Genomic DNA, 15,713 nt, shown 5'->3' with positions numbered 1-15,713 from the left:
AATGAGAAACCGACATTCCCGACGCCAAAGTGGTGGTATCGCTGAAATCAATATGACACCACTGATTGATATGGTGTTTATCTTATTAATCTTTTTCATTGTCACCAGTTCGTTTGTAAAAGAAACCGGCGTGGATGTGAACCGTCCTTCGGCAAAAACAGCGGTGAAAAAAGAACTGGCCAATATTCTGATTTCTATTCGTCCCAATGGCGAAATCTGGATGGATAAACGCCAGATTGATCGTCGTGCTGTCAGAGCCAATGTAGAACGTATGCATGCTGAAAACCCGGAAGGTTCAGTTATTATTTTGGCCGACGAAGAAGCGAAAACCGGCCTGTTAATTGAAGTTATGGACCAAGCCCGACTGGCGGGCGTGGCCAATGTGTCTATTGCTGCTGAACGCGACTAACGGCGGATTTGATGAGATTAGTTGTTGGTATTGTTCTCGCACTACTGGTTAACTTTGGTTTGTTCTATTTAATGGAACATATGACCAATAGTAAGAGTGTGGATAAACGCGATATTGAAGAAGTTCAGATTCTGGACTTTGTGCGTTTGAAAAAGGAAGAAGCGCAACCGGAAACCAAAAAGCGTGAGTTGCCCAAAAAACCGCCTCCACCGGATGAGCCGCCACCGCCACCTGAACCTGCGCCAACCCAGGCAAATAAGCCGGATGCACCGACACCAGAAATGGATATTCCAGCGATCGATGTACCGATGAATATCACCGGGGGACCGTATTTAGGGGATTTCTCCGCGGCCCCTAAAGCAGCACCCGCTCCAGCACCTAGTGACGCGCCGATGCTGGATAATGAAGTGGTGCCATTGGTACGTATTCCACCTAAATATCCGCGTGTTGCGTCACGGCGTGGTATTGAAGGCGTGGTGACGGTGACATTTATTATCACTAAAGATGGCAGGGTACGCGATCCAAAAGTGATTAAAGCTGAACCCGCCAGCGTATTTAATGATGCGGCGCTGAAAGCTATTTTGAAGTGGAAGTTCAAACCTAAATTAGTGGATGGACAGGCAGTTGAGCGTCAGGCCACTCAGGAAATCGAGTTTAAATTGTCACGATGAAAAAGCCATTATTAACGATCCTTTTTCTTACACTATCTCTGTTGGTACTGGGAAGTGCATCCGCGGCTGATGATGAGAAACAATTTTTACTCAGTGAAAAAACATACAAAGCCTTGAATCAGGCACAGGAGTTGATGGAAAAAGAAAACTATCAACAGGCCAAACAGCAGCTTGATAGTTTACTGAGTACCGTTGAAAAGGGCAGTTATGAGCAGGCTGTTGTTCTACAAACTCTAGGCTTTTTATATTCATCATTAGATCAGTATAAAAAAGCGACAGAGACATTCCAGCAGGCGTTAGATTTAAACGCATTACCTGAAGATGTCACACATACACTGCGTTATAACCTGGCGCAATTACTTATTGCTGATGAGCAATATAAAAAAGGCATTCCTTTAATGGAGAGCTGGTTAGCCGCTGAGAAAAAACCAGATAATACAGTTTATGTGCTTTTGGCCAGTGCTTATTATCGTGTAAATAATTTTTCTAAAGCGGCCGACAGAATACAAATTGCTATCAAAAACGATAAAGCACCTCAAGAAGACTGGTACCGATTATTGCTGTCTTCTTACCTATCGCTGAAACACTACAAATCAGCTATATCGGTGCTGGAATTACTGATTACCCGCTACCCTGACAAAAAAATGTATTGGGATCAGCTGGCGGCTTTATATATGCAGGAGAATAAAGAATTTACTTCTCTTGCCGTGCGTATGTTAGCTAAAAGGCTGGATCTGACCGAACCTAAAACGCTGGTAAATCTGGCTGATATGTATCGTTATCTGCGAGTACCATACAAAGCTGGTCAGTTACTTGAGCAGGGAATGAAACAAAACGTTATTCCCAGTAACTTTGAAAACCTGAATAAGTTGGCAGACAGTTGGTTAGCTGCCAGAGAAAACCAGCGTGCCGTAGATACTTTAAAAGTCATGTTACCTATGGATAATAGTGGTGATACCCAGTTAAAACTGGGGCAAATCTATATCAGTATGGAACAATGGGGAAATGCCATTGATACTTTATCTTCAGCATTAAAATTACTGAAAGGTAAAAAATTAGGCCAAACATACGCTATGTTAGGCACGGCTTACTATCATCAGGACAACTTTGAACAAGCCAAAGCACAATTTCTGAAAGCGGCTTCCTTTGAGGCTCAGAAAAAACAAGCGGCTCAATGGCTACAACATATTAATAGCCTGTTAGAGAAAAATGATGAGCCGGTTGCCTGATTTACAGCAACTGAAACAGGCTTTAGTTCAGCACTATAAATGGCTGCGTCAGTATGGTTGTAATGACTCTCATAGCGGTAATGCGTCTTTTCGTTGGCATGATGATGTCTGGGTCACGCCAACAGGCTGTTGTGCTGATACTTTAACCACTGATGATTTGGTGCTTTGCCACATTGATGGTCATTGTGGTGAGGGCGCGTCGCTTGATGCCCCTTTGCATGTGGCGGTGTATCAAAAAAATGAACAAGCTAGAGCGCTTTTTCATAGCCATGGTCCTTACACGGTCGCTATGACGATGAAGGAAAAAAGCTTCACCCCCATCGATTTCGAAGGCCAGTATTATTTTCCAGAAGTGCCAATTATTCATATCAACTATGCGCAGTATGTCGAACTGGCACCTGCTGCAGTTGCGCAGATCCTTCAGGACTATAAAGTAACAGTCGTAAGTGGGCATGGTGTCTATGCCTGTGCTGATAGCATAAATTTGGCTTATAAATGGACATGTTCCCTGGAGTTGTCAGCAAAAACAGCATGGATCGCCAAACAAATCTGATGTGTGTGACTTATTTTCGCAACAAATTCACAGTTCATTAGTCATAACACACAATAAAAATACAGAGATGGAGTAGCAATATGACTGCTGAGAATGCCTTGAAAAAATATGCCTCGATGGAGAGTTCTTATTTGAGAACGCCTTTATTAGATGGCGGTAATGCTGCAGATAAACGACAGGAGATTGCAGATTACTTCAATTTCACTTTTGAGCGTTATGAATCGCTGTTTGATACGTTAATTGATGATCAGGCGTATTTTCAGAAGTCTATTCCTCTACGTCACCCGCTGATTTTTTATTTTGGTCATACCGCCACCTTTTTTGTAAATAAAATGTTGCTGGCCGGGCTTATCGATAAGCGGATTGATCCCAAATTTGAGTCTATGTTTGCTGTCGGTGTAGATGAGATGAGTTGGGATGACCTCAATGAAGATCATTATGACTGGCCAGCAGTGGAAGAGGTGAAAGCCTACCGCAAAAAAGTCCAGGCGATGGTGAATAAAGTCATTCGTCAAGCTCCCCTCAAGTTACCTATTGACTGGGAAAATCCATGGTGGTCGATCATGATGGGGATTGAGCATGAACAGATTCATCTGGAAACCTCTTCAGTACTGATTCGTCAACAACGTCTGGAGTGGGTCAAACCTCATCCAGCCTGGCAACCGTTCAGAGAGACGAATGAGGCCCCGAGAAATAGTCTGGTGGATATTCCCGCAGGTAGCGTTAGTTTAGGTAAGTCGTACTCAGATTCTATCTATGGTTGGGATAATGAATATGGTGAGCATGAAGCCGATGTTGAGGCCTTTCAGGCAGCCAAGTTTTTAGTCAGTAACCAGGAGTTTCTCGAATTCGTTGAAGACGGTGGATACCAAGCAGATGAGTTCTGGTCTGAGGATGGTTTGCAGTGGCGTCAGTTTACCAAAGCACAACACCCCACATTCTGGCTTCAAACAAAAAAAGGCTGGCAGTGCCGTTTGATGGCGGAAGTCATTGATATGCCCTGGGACTGGCCCGTGGATGTTAACTATCACGAAGCAAAAGCGTTTTGTAACTGGAAAGCGAAACAAACCGGCCAATCTGTACGTTTGCCAACAGAAGATGAATGGTACCGACTCTATGAGGTTGCAGGACTGGATGAATTAACCAGCGATTTGGCACCCGCCAATATTCATCTGGATTATGCGGCATCCTCTTGTCCTGTTAACTTTTTTAAACATGGTGACTTATATGATGTGATTGGCAATGTCTGGCAATGGACTGAAACGCCAATTTATCCTTTTGATGAGTTTAAAGTTCATCCTATTTATGATGATTTTACAACACCGACCTTTGATGGCCGACATAATCTGATTAAAGGTGGTTCGTGGATTTCGTCTGGCAATGAGAGTCGTAAAGCATCAAGGTACGCGTTTCGTAAACACTTTTTCCAACACGCTGGTTTTCGTTATGTCGTGTCAGAGGCTGAACTGGAAGAATACAGTTCTAATTACGAAACTGACATCATGCTTTCACAGTATGCTGAATTTCATTACGGTGATGAATATTTCAATGTCGCTAATTTCCCTAAAAAATTAGCGGAATTGGCTGTGGAGATGATGGCAGGCCGGCCAATGAAAAAAGCCCTGGATCTAGGCTGTTCTGTCGGCAGGGCCAGCTTTGAGCTAGCAAGACATTTTGACAAGGTTACTGGTATTGATTTCTCAGCACGCTTAATCAATCTCGGCACGCAAATGGCTGAACAGGGTGTGGTGCGCTATACCATTACCGATGAAGGTGAGCTGGTTCACTATAAAGAACGCCGTTTGGAACAGCTGGGTTTGGAAGATACGGCCTCTAAAGTTGAGTTTTTACAAGGTGATGCCTGTAATCTTAAGCCGATGTTTGAAGGTTATGATCTGATCCTGGCTGCTAACTTGATTGATCGCCTTTATAAGCCTGCACAGTTTTTAGCTACTGTTCACGAGCGACTCAATCAGGATGGCATTCTGATGTTGGCCTCACCTTATACCTGGCTGGATGAACACACTGAAAAAGAACATTGGTTGGGTGGGTTCAAAAAAGATGGTGAAAGCTTTACCACATTGGATGGGCTGAAAGCGATTCTGGAACCTCATTTTGAACTTATTCGCGCGCCAGAAGATATTCCGTTTGTTATTCGTGAAACCAGCCGTAAATTTCAGCATACCTTATCTGAGGTGACGGTCTGGAAACGTAAATAATGACGGTTGATTTTGACCAGAAAATAGATCGAAGTTTTAGTCAAAGCCTGAAATTTGATGCCAGAACGGCCTATTTTGGCCGTAGTGATGTTATCCCAATGTGGGTGGCGGATATGGACTTCGCTGCCCCTGAAGCTGTGACTAAGGCTCTGGTAGAGCGTGCTAAACATCCCATCTATGGTTACACGCTTCATCCTGATTCCATGTATGAAGCATTGATTGAGTGGAGTGCCAAGCGCTACGACTGGCAGATAAAGCAAAGCGATATCATTATGTGTCCAGGCGTTGTACCTTCAATCAATGCCGTCATTGAAGCGATAACGGAGCCCGGTGATAAGGTCATTGTTCAGCCACCGGTTTATTTCCCTTTTTTCTCATCGGTAGAAAAAACGGGGCGAGAATTAGTATTAAACCCGTTAAAGTTAGACAATAATCGTTATTTTATCGATTTTGAACATCTAGAGGACTGTGCCCAACAAGGAGCAAAAACATTACTTTTCTGCTCACCGCATAATCCTGTGGGGCGAGTCTGGACTCGCGAAGAATTACAGCAGTTGCTGGAACTGGCCGAACGTTATCAGATGACGATTATTTCTGATGAGATTCATGCTGATCTTATCTTCCCCGAGCAACAGCATATTAGCCTTGCAACCTTAACACACAGTAATAATGTGATTACGACGTTGGCGCCCAGCAAGACATTTAATATTGCCGGCCTGGGGCTTTCAGCGTTGATTGTCAGTAATATGCAACAGCGCAAAGCTATTAAAGCCGTATTTGAACAATGGCACATCAGCCCCGCTAACCCTTTTAGTATCACCGCATTTGAAGCGGCTTATCGCTATGGTGAAGACTGGTTAAAACAGCTGAATGTTTATATTTACAAAAATAAAAAATGGGTAGAAGATTTTCTTCAAAAGCGTTGTCCTCAGATCCAGTTAATCGAGTCTGAAGGTACATACTTATTGTGGCTGGATTGTCGTGCACTGGGTATGGATAACGAATCGCTCAGACGCTTTTTTATTGAAGAGGCCAGAGTGGGCATGAATCCGGGGTATGTGTTTGGCGATAATGGCTCAGGGTTTATGCGATTAAATATCGGAACACGTCTTGAAGTTGTCCAGCAGGCTCTGGAAAACATGGCGGATGCTATTGCTGGTCTCAAAACAGTCTAATCAACACTCTTTCATGAGTTAAATGGAGTTTAGCCCCATGATGAATGATGAAATTGGTGAAGCTGCAGGCCTTATCTGGACATATTTAAATACCCGTGGCGAAGCGTCAGTCACGCGTATATGCAAGGATACGATGCTTGAGCCTAAGCTGTGTCAGCGTGCTATTGGCTGGTTGGCAAAAGAAAATAAGTTGGGCTTTAGACAGCAGGGGCGAACAGAACTGATCAGTCTGCTTTAAGTTTTGAGTAGCGGCGTTTCACAGAAAACGCTCCACGGATATCACCCATTTTGTAGCCGGTGGCCATGTCTCTGGGATAATTTTTATCTATCAACTTCTGAACGGGTAATGCAATCTGACTGCCATGACACGATAAGCAGAGTTTATCAGTTGCAATGGCTTTCATATAACGCCACTCATATTCCAGCTCTGAATCTACTCTTTCTACGAAGCTGAGTGATTGAATAGCCTCACCCGTCTTTAGACGTGTTTCAAAACTTTGTAATACACCAGTTTCCCAACTGTCTGCCTCATTATCAGGATTTCGAACGCGTAAACTGGTTCGATGAATATCAAGACTGTATTTTTTTGAGACTTCGTCAGCAAGAGTAGGTGCCACCAACTTACAGACTGAGATAGCCTCTATAGGACCACCATCCTGCAAGGCGGACATCAACGCTTCTTTGAGATGGGTAGACAAATCCTTAATAGCTGCCTGAGCATCACGTTCAAACGCGATTTGCTCTTGGTTTTCAGCAAAAGCGGGTAAGGCTAAACCGAAAGCAACAATGAAAGGGATAAAACCTCGCATAGGCATTAGTTCAGAGCCATATGGAATACGCCATAGAACATAATCGGCCAGCAGGTGTATGGGCTGAGTAAAATATGCAACAGCGTCTTTTTAGGAGCGAAACCGACACCATGAATAAAACCGATACAGACACCAACTAATAACACCATTAATAAATCATGATCCGATTTACCATTTTCCATCAAAAGCCGGTTAGGGAAAATTAATATGGCAGCAGATAAGCCCAGTGCAGTTAATAAACTAATTAAACGTACACCAGACTTATCTATCCACGAATTAGTCATCCAATGTATCCATCGGGCAGTTTTCTAACCACATCACATTAATGATACCGAATGCGACGGCTAATAAAACGCCAAGTATCCAAGCAAAATACCACATAATAGATTCCTAATAGGTTGAATGTTGGTTACCGCGAATAAAGTTCACGTCGAGTCTTCGCCACATACGACGATAGGTCCAGAAACTGTAACAAATTATAATTGGCACCATGACGATGGCCACCCAGAACATGATTTTTAATGTCAACAGACTGGAGGTGGCATCCCACATGGTCAGACTATGATTCACAGCATCACTTGATGGCATGACAAATGGGAACATAGAAAAACCAGCTGTCAGAATGATGCCTGTCAGTGTTACGGCACTACTTATAAAAGCCATACCAGGACGGGACAAGTGAGAGAATAGATACACACCAATCATCCCCAGAAAAGCAAATGCTGGGGCTAAAATCATCCATGGATATTGCTGATAGTTCAGCAACCAACCTCCCACTTGGGTGGTGACTTCTTTCATATCCGGAGTGAAACTTGAGTTTGCGGCTGGCATAGCGCTCACAACATAGCCATCCATACCAAAAGAAACCCACAAACCTGCAAGAGCAAATGCGATCAATAAAGCAACCGAACTGGCTTTAGCCACCTGAGTTGCCCGCCACTCCAGGCTATCCAGTGTACGAATTTGTAACCAAACAGAGCCATGCATAACGATCATTAACAAGCTGACCACGCCGGATAACAAGGCAAAGGGATTAAGCAGTTGTAAAAATCCACCCGTGTAATTTGGACGCATCATATCGTCGAAGTAAAAGGGGACGCCCAATAATAAATTACCAAAGGCGACACCGAAGATAATCGGGGGGACAACACTTCCCACAAATAAACCCCAATCCCAGCTTGAACGCCAGCGTGAGTTATCCAGTTTGCTGCGATAATCAAAGCCAACAGGTCGTAAGAAAAGTGCAAATAGCGTTAACATCATGGCTAAATAAAAGCCTGAAAATGCCATGGCATAAACAAGGGGCCATGCAGCGAATAAAGCACCACCGGCAGTAACCAACCAGACTTGGTTGCCTTCCCAGTGAGGGCCTACCGTGTTGATCATAATACGGCGTTCTTCGTCTGTATGACCGATAAACGGTAATAAAATACCGACGCCCATATCAAAGCCATCGGTGAGAGCGAATCCGATGAGAAGAACGCCCATCAGCAGCCACCAGATTAATTTTAGTGTTTCATAATCAAGAATCATGATTAGCCTCTCTCTGCTGATGCTTCATAGTGGTAACGGCCGGTATGCAAGCTGCTCGGCCCTTGCCTGACGAACCGAATCATCAGATAGAGTTCAACAATTAACAGCAGGGTATAGAACACAACTAAGGCAATTAAACTGTTTTGAACATCACTGGCAGATAAGGTTGAGGTCGAAATATGTGTTGGCAAAATGCCACTGATGGTCCAGGGTTGACGACCAAATTCAGCAACAAACCAGCCTGTTTCTGCCGCTATCCAGGGTAGCGGTAGACCGAGCATCGCCAGACGCAGTAACCATTTCTTTTTGTATTCTTGTCGCTTGGCACAATGATAGAAAGACAAGAAAAAGATAATCAGCATGGCAAAGCCAGATGCGACCATGATCCTGAATGCCCAGAACATCGGTGCAACAGGTGGAACGGTATCATGCGCTGCTGCTTTTATTTGCTCATCCGTCGCATCGGTAACGTTATTGGTATATTTTTTCAGTAACAAACCATAACCCAAGTCATCTTTGACTTTATCAAATTCGGCTTTGGTTTCCTCTGTTACAGGGCCGTCACGTAATTGTTTTAACAGCGCGTAGGCTTTCATACCATTACGAACACGGTCTTCATGCTCTGCTCTCAGGTCTTTAATCCCAGCTACGGGCTCAGTCACTGATCGTGTAGCAATTATGCCCAGCAAATAAGGGATTTTAACGGCGTAGTCTGTTTCCATTGTTTCGTCATTAGGCCAGCCGAACAAGGTAAAGGCGGCTGGTGGTTCTGCTGTTTCCCACTCGGCTTCAATTGCCGCTAATTTGGTTTTTTGCACATCACCTACTTCATAACCGCTTTCATCACCCAGCAAAATGACTGAGCATATTGCCGCTACGCCGAAACCTGCAGCTACAGCGAAGCTGCGGCGGGCAAAACCGACATCACGGTTTCTTAGTAGGTAGTAAGCGCTGATACTTAATACAAACATAGCGCCAGTGACATAACCGGCTGCAACGGTGTGAATAAACTTCACCTGTGCGACAGGGTTGAAAAATACGTCGGCAAAGCTGGTGAGCTCCATACGCATTGTTTCATAGTTGAAGTGCGCTCCGACCGGATTTTGCATCCAGGCGTTTGCCACCAGAATCCACAATGCTGAGAGATTTGAACCTAGCGCGACCAGAAAAGTGGTGGTGAGATGTTGTCGTTTACTGAGTCTGTCCCAGCCAAGGAAAAACATACCAACAAAGGTCGATTCAAGCATAAATGCCATCAAACCTTCTATGGCAAGTGGGGCGCCGAAAATGTCGCCAACGTAATGCGAATAATATGCCCAGTTGGTGCCAAACTGGAATTCCATAGTCAGTCCGGTGGTCACCCCAAGGGCGAAGTTAATCCCGAATAACTTACCCCAGAACTTTGTCATGTCACGGTATATTTCCTTACCTGTCATGACATACACCGATTCCATAATCACCAGAATCCATGATAGCCCCAGCGTGAGCGGCACAAATAAAAAGTGATACAGTGCCGTGATAGCGAACTGCAAACGGGATAAGTCGACTAAGTGTTCAGAAATCAAGGTGAATCTCCATCTGAAGAGTGATTAATAATCACGTCAGCGACGGCGTCATGGGTAATGTCGTCGGGGGCGCTACTAAAAAACAAATGCCATATAAGAAAAAGTAACAACAGCTTGCAAACCAACATAATGCTAAGCTCAATGATCAATTTTCTATCAGTGAATAATTTCTTTGCCACTATTCCACCACAACACAAGTTAAGAAAACATGATCTTAGTCAATTTTAGTTAAATCAGGTTGCACGCTCTGCCAAATTAAGGGGCGAATAATACGCCAGATGCCACAAAAGACAGTATTCTTAGCGGGTTATTTACAAAACTTTACAAACTTGTCACTTTAAAAGCGAGGGAATATTTACACTAATTCGGATTAAACCGGTTTTTTTTCACAGATATGTTGCTTCTGTGTTGTCTGTTAGGCTTTTATCCTGCTAACCTTCGGTGGGAACAATTTTAGGTAGATATCTCAATAATGACGAATACATACAATGCATCTGCCATTGAGGTTTTGACGGGGCTAGAGCCTGTCCGTAAACGACCAGGCATGTACACCGATACAGCACGTCCCAACCATCTTGCTCAAGAGGTCATTGATAATAGTGTTGACGAAGCGGTAGCAGGCCACGCGAAACAAATTCAGGTTACCTTACATAAGGACAATTCACTGGAAGTCAGTGATGATGGTCGTGGTATGCCGGTTGATATTCATCCGGAAGAAGGTGTTCCAGGTGTTGAAGTTATTCTCACGCGCTTACATGCGGGGGGGAAATTCTCCAACAAAAACTACCGCTTTTCCGGCGGTTTGCATGGTGTCGGTGTTTCTGTTGTTAATGCATTGTCCTCGCGTCTGGAAGTCAAAATTCGTCGAAACGCTACCGAGTATCAAATTGCGTTTGAAAGTGGTGCTTTGGTTGAGGCCTTGAATGAAATCGGCACGGTGGGTAAACGAAATACTGGCACCACTGTCAGATTCTGGCCTGAAGAACCGTTTTTTGATTCTCCTAAATTTTCTGTCCCCAGACTAAGACATGTACTGCGAGCAAAAGCCGTTTTATGTCCCGGCCTCGTGGTGACCTTTACTGATTTATCTGGTAAGGAGAAAGTGGAAGATCGCTGGTGCTACGAAGATGGTTTAAATTCATACCTTTCTACGGCGATGACCGATGCACCCTGTGTTCCTGCAACGCCTTTTGTTGGTCATATGAGTGAAGAGTCACAGGAAGTGGACTGGGCGCTTATGTGGCAGCTGGAACCTGGCGATGAGTTGGCAGAAAGTTATGTCAACCTGATTCCAACAGCTCAGGGTGGAACCCATGTTAATGGCTTACGTAGTGGCGTACTGGAAGCACTCCGGGAATTTTGTGAGTTTCGTAACTTATTGCCAAGAGGTGTGAAGTTAGCACCGGAAGATGTCTGGGAGCGTTGTTGTTATGTGTTATCCGTCAAGTTAGAGGATCCCCAATTCTCCGGTCAGACCAAAGAGCGTTTATCTTCTCGTCAATGTGCTGGCTTTGTGTCTGGTGTGGTGAAAGATGCCTTTAGTTTATGGTTGAATCATCATGTAGAAGATGGTGAAAAAATTGCCGATTTGGCAATTAATAATGCGCAGTCCAGATTAAAGCAGGCGAAAAAAGTGGTACGCAAACGCGTACAGTCTGGTCCGGCGCTGCCCGGTAAGTTAGCGGATTGCGCTTCTCAGGATCCTTCGCGTACGGAATTATTTTTAGTGGAAGGGGATTCGGCTGGCGGGAGTGCCAAGCAAGGCCGAAATAGAGAGTTTCAGGCCATCATGCCATTACGTGGCAAAATTCTGAATACATGGGAAGTGGAACCAGGACAGGTGCTGGCCTCTCAGGAAGTCCATGATATTGCCGTCGCTATTGGTGTGGATCCCGGTTCTGATGATTTGTCGGGCTTACGTTACGGTAAAGTTTGTATATTAGCCGATGCGGATTCAGATGGTGCCCATATCGCCACCTTATTATGTGCGTTATTTGTCAGACATTTTCGCCCCCTGGTTGAAGCAGGTCATATCTGCGTTGCTATGCCACCGCTATATCGCATTGACGTCGGTAAACAAGTGTTCTACGCACTGGATGATGAAGAACGTAAGATTATTCTCGACCGAATTGAAAAAGACAAAATCAAAGGTAAAGTCAGTACACAGCGCTTTAAAGGCCTAGGGGAAATGAATCCCATGCAACTGCGTGAAACAACGATGGCACCTGATACCCGACGTTTAATTAGACTGACCATTAATGCTGAAGACGATACGATGATGACGCTGGATAAGCTTTTGGCTAAAAAACGTGCTGCTGATCGTAAGTCCTGGCTTGAACAACACGGTGATTTAGCGGATCTGGCCGCTTTATAAATGATAAAGAGATATAACCCATGACTACTTTCGTCGATGATTTGGAGAATATGCCGCTACGCGATTTCACTGAAAAAGCGTATCTGGATTATTCGATGTATGTCATTCTGGACCGTGCATTACCGCATATTGGCGATGGTCTAAAACCTGTTCAGCGGCGGATTATTTATGCAATGTCTGAACTCGGTCTGAGTGCCTTATCCAAGCATAAAAAGTCAGCCAGAACCGTCGGTGACGTGTTAGGTAAATACCATCCGCATGGTGATTCTGCCTGTTATGAAGCCATGGTATTAATGGCGCAGCCGTTCTCTTATCGTTATCCCTTAGTTGATGGACAAGGAAACTGGGGCTCAATCGATGACCCTAAATCTTTTGCTGCAATGCGTTATACCGAAGCGCGTCTGGCAGCTTATTCGCAGGTTTTATTAAGTGAGTTGGGACAGGGCACAGCGGATTGGGTGCCGAATTTTGACGGCACCATGGATGAGCCGTCATTGTTGCCAGCCCGGCTGCCCAACCTATTATTAAACGGTACGACAGGGATTGCTGTGGGGATGGCCACTGATGTGCCTCCTCATAATCTGCGTGAAGTAGTTAATGCCTGTTTACGCCTGTTAAAAACACCCAAAAGTACTCTGGAAGATTTGCTTGAAGATATTCAAGGGCCGGATTTCCCAACCGGAGCTGAAATCGTCTCCAGTCGCGATGAAATTCATAAAATGTATGCCACCGGGCATGGCTCGATAAAACAACGGGCATGTTATAAAAAAGAAGAAGGTGAAATCATCATTTATGAGTTGCCCTATCAGGTGTCCGGGGCAAAAGTGCTGGAGCAAATTGCGGCTCAGATGCAGGCAAAAAAATTACCGATGGTAGCCGATTTGCGCGATGAGTCGGATCATGAAAATCCAGTTCGTCTGGTCATTATGCCTCGTTCCAACCGTGTCGATATCGACAGCCTGATGTCGCATTTATTTGCGACGACTGATTTAGAACGCAGCCATCGTGTCAATATGAATATGATTGGCATGGATGGTCGTCCGCAGGTGAAAAATCTGTTGGATATGCTGCAGGAATGGTTGGCCTATCGTGTAGAAACGGTTCGTCGTCGTTTGCAATATCGTCTGGATAAAGTGCTGGATCGCATGCACGTCCTGGAAGGTTTACTCGTTGCCTATCTGAATATCGACGAAGTCATTGCGATTATCCGTACTGAAGATGAACCCAAAGCAGTGATGATGGAACGATTCGGTATTACTGACAGACAAGCCGAAGCCATTTTAGAACTGCGTTTACGCCATTTAGCCAAGCTGGAAGAGATGAAAATCCGTGGCGAAATGGATGAGTTGAGTAAAGAGCGCAAACAGCTTGAATTATTACTAGGCTCAGACACACGCCTAAAAACACTTATTCGAAAAGAATTGACGGCTGATGCAGAAAAATTTGGTGATGATAGACGCTCAAACATCATTGAAAGAAAGGCCGCAAAAGCATTAAATGCCACCGAGTTATTACCGACAGAACCATTGACCATCGTGTTATCTGAAAGTGGTTGGGTACGCGCTGCTAAAGGTCATGATGTTGATCCTGCTTCGTTAAATTTCCGTACAGGTGATCGTTATTTTGCTTCAGTAAAAGCCAGAAGTAATCAACAGATTGTGTTTCTGGATGATACTGGACGTAGTTACTCGCTGGGAGCACACACGCTCCCTTCTGCCAGAGGTCAGGGTGAACCATTAAGCGGGCGTTTACAATCACCTGCCGAGGCCAGGTTTGTGGCTGTGATGGTAGTTGAACCTGAACAGTCAGTCTTACTGACCAATACGGCAGGTTACGGATTCATTACTACGCTTGATAATTTATTGGCTAAAAATAAAGCAGGTAAGGCCATTTTTAATATTCCAAAAGGCGCTGCTTTGCTGCCACCGTTATTTATTGACAGTAAAGAAACACAGATTGCCGTAGCCTCCGGCGATGGTCGTTTACTGGTGTTTCCTGCTGATGACATTCCAGAAATGAATAAGGGCAAAGGGGTTCGTTTGATCAATATTCCTCAGGCGAAATTCACTTCGGGTCAAGAATGGATGCAAGCCGTCGTTATAGTACCTAATGAACAGGGGCTCACCTTACATGCTGGCCGACGTCATTTAACGTTAAAAGCCGCTGATTTAGCCCATTATGAAGGCAGTCGTGGTAAAAGAGGACATAAGCTTCCACGCGGCTTACAGAAAGTCAGTGGCATGGAAGTCGCTGAATAAATTTCATTACCGTGACAACGATGTCATATGACGCTGATAGCGTTGAAGAACAGCCAAAGTATTCTTTATTCAGCCACATGACTGTTTTTGCGTGATTTTATAACGATCGCTGCTCAATCTTGTTAAGATATGAGCGCTTAAATAACAAGAGCTTAAAGACCAAACAATCTAATGAAAATCCTGATAAGCAATGATGACGGGTATATGTCGAAAGGCATTCGCACTCTGGCAAAAGCGATGGCAGAACTGGGGGAGATCACCGTTGTCGCCCCTGATAGAAACAGAAGTGGTGCCAGCAATTCACTGACACTGGAAAATCCGCTAAGACTTGAACAACAAGAAGATGGCGTCTATCGCGTTGAAGGCACGCCGACAGACTGTGTGCATCTGGCGATTACAGGCTTACTGGAGGATGAACCGGATATGGTGGTGTCGGGTATTAATGCTGGCGCCAATCTGGGTGATGATGTGCTTTACTCTGGTACGGTAGCGGCGGCCATGGAAGGACGTTTTCTTGGCTTGCCAGCAATCGCTATATCACTCACATCGCATAATGGCACTCACTACGAGACAGCAGCTTGGGTAGCCAAGAAACTTGTTGCCCAACTTAAGTTATCTGCATTACCCGCTGATACGATTCTGAATGTGAATGTGCCGGATTTACCTATTGACGAAATTACCGGTATTGAAAGTACCAGACTTGGCCATCGTCACAAAGCCGAGCCTGTCATTAAAGAAGTGGATCCACGTGGTCGTATGATGTACTGGATTGGCCCTGCTGGTGAAGAGGAAGATGCGGGTCCAGGAACTGATTTTGATGCTATCCGGCGCGGTGCTGTTTCTGTGACTCCTTTGCAAATTGACTTAACACGCTACGATGCTATTGATGGCGTTGCCAACTGGTTGAAAGATATCTGA

The 15,713-nt window shown here is 44.7% G+C and carries 16 protein-coding genes; 10 read left to right on the top strand and 6 right to left on the bottom strand.

Annotated elements, in window-relative coordinates:
- Position 1 precedes the first annotated feature (1 nt).
- From MAMP_RS14425 to MAMP_RS14395, 7 genes are all read left to right on the top strand, one after another.
- Positions 2-409: an ExbD/TolR family protein gene (locus MAMP_RS14425; RefSeq protein WP_007146831.1), complete on the top strand. Its 408-nt coding sequence runs from the start codon at positions 2-4 to the stop codon at positions 407-409.
- Between the two features lie 11 nt (positions 410-420).
- Positions 421-1,080: an energy transducer TonB gene (locus tag MAMP_RS14420; protein ID WP_007146830.1), complete on the top strand. Its 660-nt coding sequence runs from the start codon at positions 421-423 to the stop codon at positions 1,078-1,080.
- A complete protein-coding gene (locus MAMP_RS14415; RefSeq protein WP_007146829.1) occupies positions 1,077-2,309 on the top strand; it encodes a tetratricopeptide repeat protein in 1,233 nt (410 codons plus the stop codon). The genes MAMP_RS14420 and MAMP_RS14415 overlap by 4 nt, the downstream gene beginning before the upstream one ends.
- Positions 2,293-2,862, top strand: coding sequence for a class II aldolase/adducin family protein (locus MAMP_RS14410; RefSeq protein ID WP_040576632.1), 570 nt, complete (start codon positions 2,293-2,295; stop codon positions 2,860-2,862). Before MAMP_RS14415 ends, MAMP_RS14410 begins: the two co-directional genes overlap by 17 nt.
- Positions 2,863-2,942: 80 nt before the next feature.
- On the top strand, positions 2,943-5,081 hold the full coding sequence (gene ovoA / locus MAMP_RS14405; protein ID WP_007146827.1) for a 5-histidylcysteine sulfoxide synthase: 2,139 nt from the start codon (positions 2,943-2,945) through the stop codon (positions 5,079-5,081).
- The gene (locus tag MAMP_RS14400) at positions 5,081-6,256 is read left to right on the top strand and encodes a pyridoxal phosphate-dependent aminotransferase (RefSeq protein WP_007146826.1); all 1,176 of its coding nucleotides are present in this window, start codon (positions 5,081-5,083) and stop codon (positions 6,254-6,256) included. The genes ovoA and MAMP_RS14400 overlap by 1 nt, the downstream gene beginning before the upstream one ends.
- A 37-nt stretch (positions 6,257-6,293) precedes the next feature.
- Positions 6,294-6,494 carry a winged helix-turn-helix domain-containing protein gene (locus MAMP_RS14395; protein WP_007146825.1) on the top strand — a complete coding sequence of 67 codons (201 nt, stop codon included), beginning with the start codon at positions 6,294-6,296 and terminating at the stop codon, positions 6,492-6,494.
- Here MAMP_RS14395 and MAMP_RS14390 read toward each other — a convergent pair.
- From MAMP_RS14390 to cydP, 6 genes are read right to left on the bottom strand one after another with little or no spacing between them, the layout of a single operon-like run.
- Positions 6,481-7,071 carry a Tll0287-like domain-containing protein gene (locus MAMP_RS14390; RefSeq protein ID WP_007146824.1) on the bottom strand — a complete coding sequence of 197 codons (591 nt, stop codon included), beginning with the start codon at positions 7,069-7,071 and terminating at the stop codon, positions 6,481-6,483. The two genes, MAMP_RS14395 and MAMP_RS14390, sit on opposite strands and share 14 nt — an antisense overlap.
- On the bottom strand, positions 7,071-7,349 hold the full coding sequence (locus tag MAMP_RS14385; RefSeq protein ID WP_007146823.1) for a cyd operon YbgE family protein: 279 nt from the start codon (positions 7,347-7,349) through the stop codon (positions 7,071-7,073). The genes MAMP_RS14390 and MAMP_RS14385 overlap by 1 nt, the downstream gene beginning before the upstream one ends.
- Positions 7,342-7,446: a cytochrome bd-I oxidase subunit CydX gene (gene cydX / locus MAMP_RS15985; RefSeq protein WP_040576631.1), complete on the bottom strand. Its 105-nt coding sequence runs from the start codon at positions 7,444-7,446 to the stop codon at positions 7,342-7,344. The genes MAMP_RS14385 and cydX overlap by 8 nt, the downstream gene beginning before the upstream one ends.
- Positions 7,447-7,455: 9 nt before the next feature.
- On the bottom strand, positions 7,456-8,598 hold the full coding sequence (gene cydB / locus MAMP_RS14375; protein WP_007146822.1) for a cytochrome d ubiquinol oxidase subunit II: 1,143 nt from the start codon (positions 8,596-8,598) through the stop codon (positions 7,456-7,458).
- A gap of 2 nt (positions 8,599-8,600) precedes the next feature.
- Positions 8,601-10,163 (bottom strand): cytochrome ubiquinol oxidase subunit I, encoded by a 1,563-nt coding sequence (locus MAMP_RS14370; RefSeq protein ID WP_007146821.1) that lies wholly within the window; start codon positions 10,161-10,163, stop codon positions 8,601-8,603.
- On the bottom strand, positions 10,160-10,342 hold the full coding sequence (gene cydP, locus MAMP_RS16625) for a cytochrome oxidase putative small subunit CydP (protein ID WP_379006734.1): 183 nt from the start codon (positions 10,340-10,342) through the stop codon (positions 10,160-10,162). The genes MAMP_RS14370 and cydP overlap by 4 nt, the downstream gene beginning before the upstream one ends.
- 293 nt (positions 10,343-10,635) lie before the next feature.
- Here cydP and parE point away from each other — a divergent pair, with 293 nt between their 5' ends.
- From parE to surE, 3 genes are all read left to right on the top strand, one after another.
- Positions 10,636-12,537 carry a DNA topoisomerase IV subunit B gene (gene parE, locus MAMP_RS14365; protein ID WP_040576630.1) on the top strand — a complete coding sequence of 634 codons (1,902 nt, stop codon included), beginning with the start codon at positions 10,636-10,638 and terminating at the stop codon, positions 12,535-12,537.
- A 20-nt stretch (positions 12,538-12,557) separates the two neighbouring features.
- Positions 12,558-14,795, top strand: a complete 2,238-nt coding sequence (parC, locus tag MAMP_RS14360; protein ID WP_007146818.1) for a DNA topoisomerase IV subunit A — start codon at positions 12,558-12,560, stop codon at positions 14,793-14,795.
- A gap of 171 nt (positions 14,796-14,966) precedes the next feature.
- Positions 14,967-15,713, top strand: coding sequence for a 5'/3'-nucleotidase SurE (surE, locus tag MAMP_RS14355; RefSeq protein WP_007146817.1), 747 nt, complete (start codon positions 14,967-14,969; stop codon positions 15,711-15,713).

It is taken from the genome of Methylophaga thalassica MP, assembly GCF_000214595.1.
GTDB classification, from domain to species: Bacteria; Pseudomonadota; Gammaproteobacteria; order Nitrosococcales; family Methylophagaceae; genus Methylophaga; species Methylophaga thalassica.
Note: the sequence above shows the minus strand (reverse complement) of the source record. Positions and strands in the feature narration are given on the sequence as shown.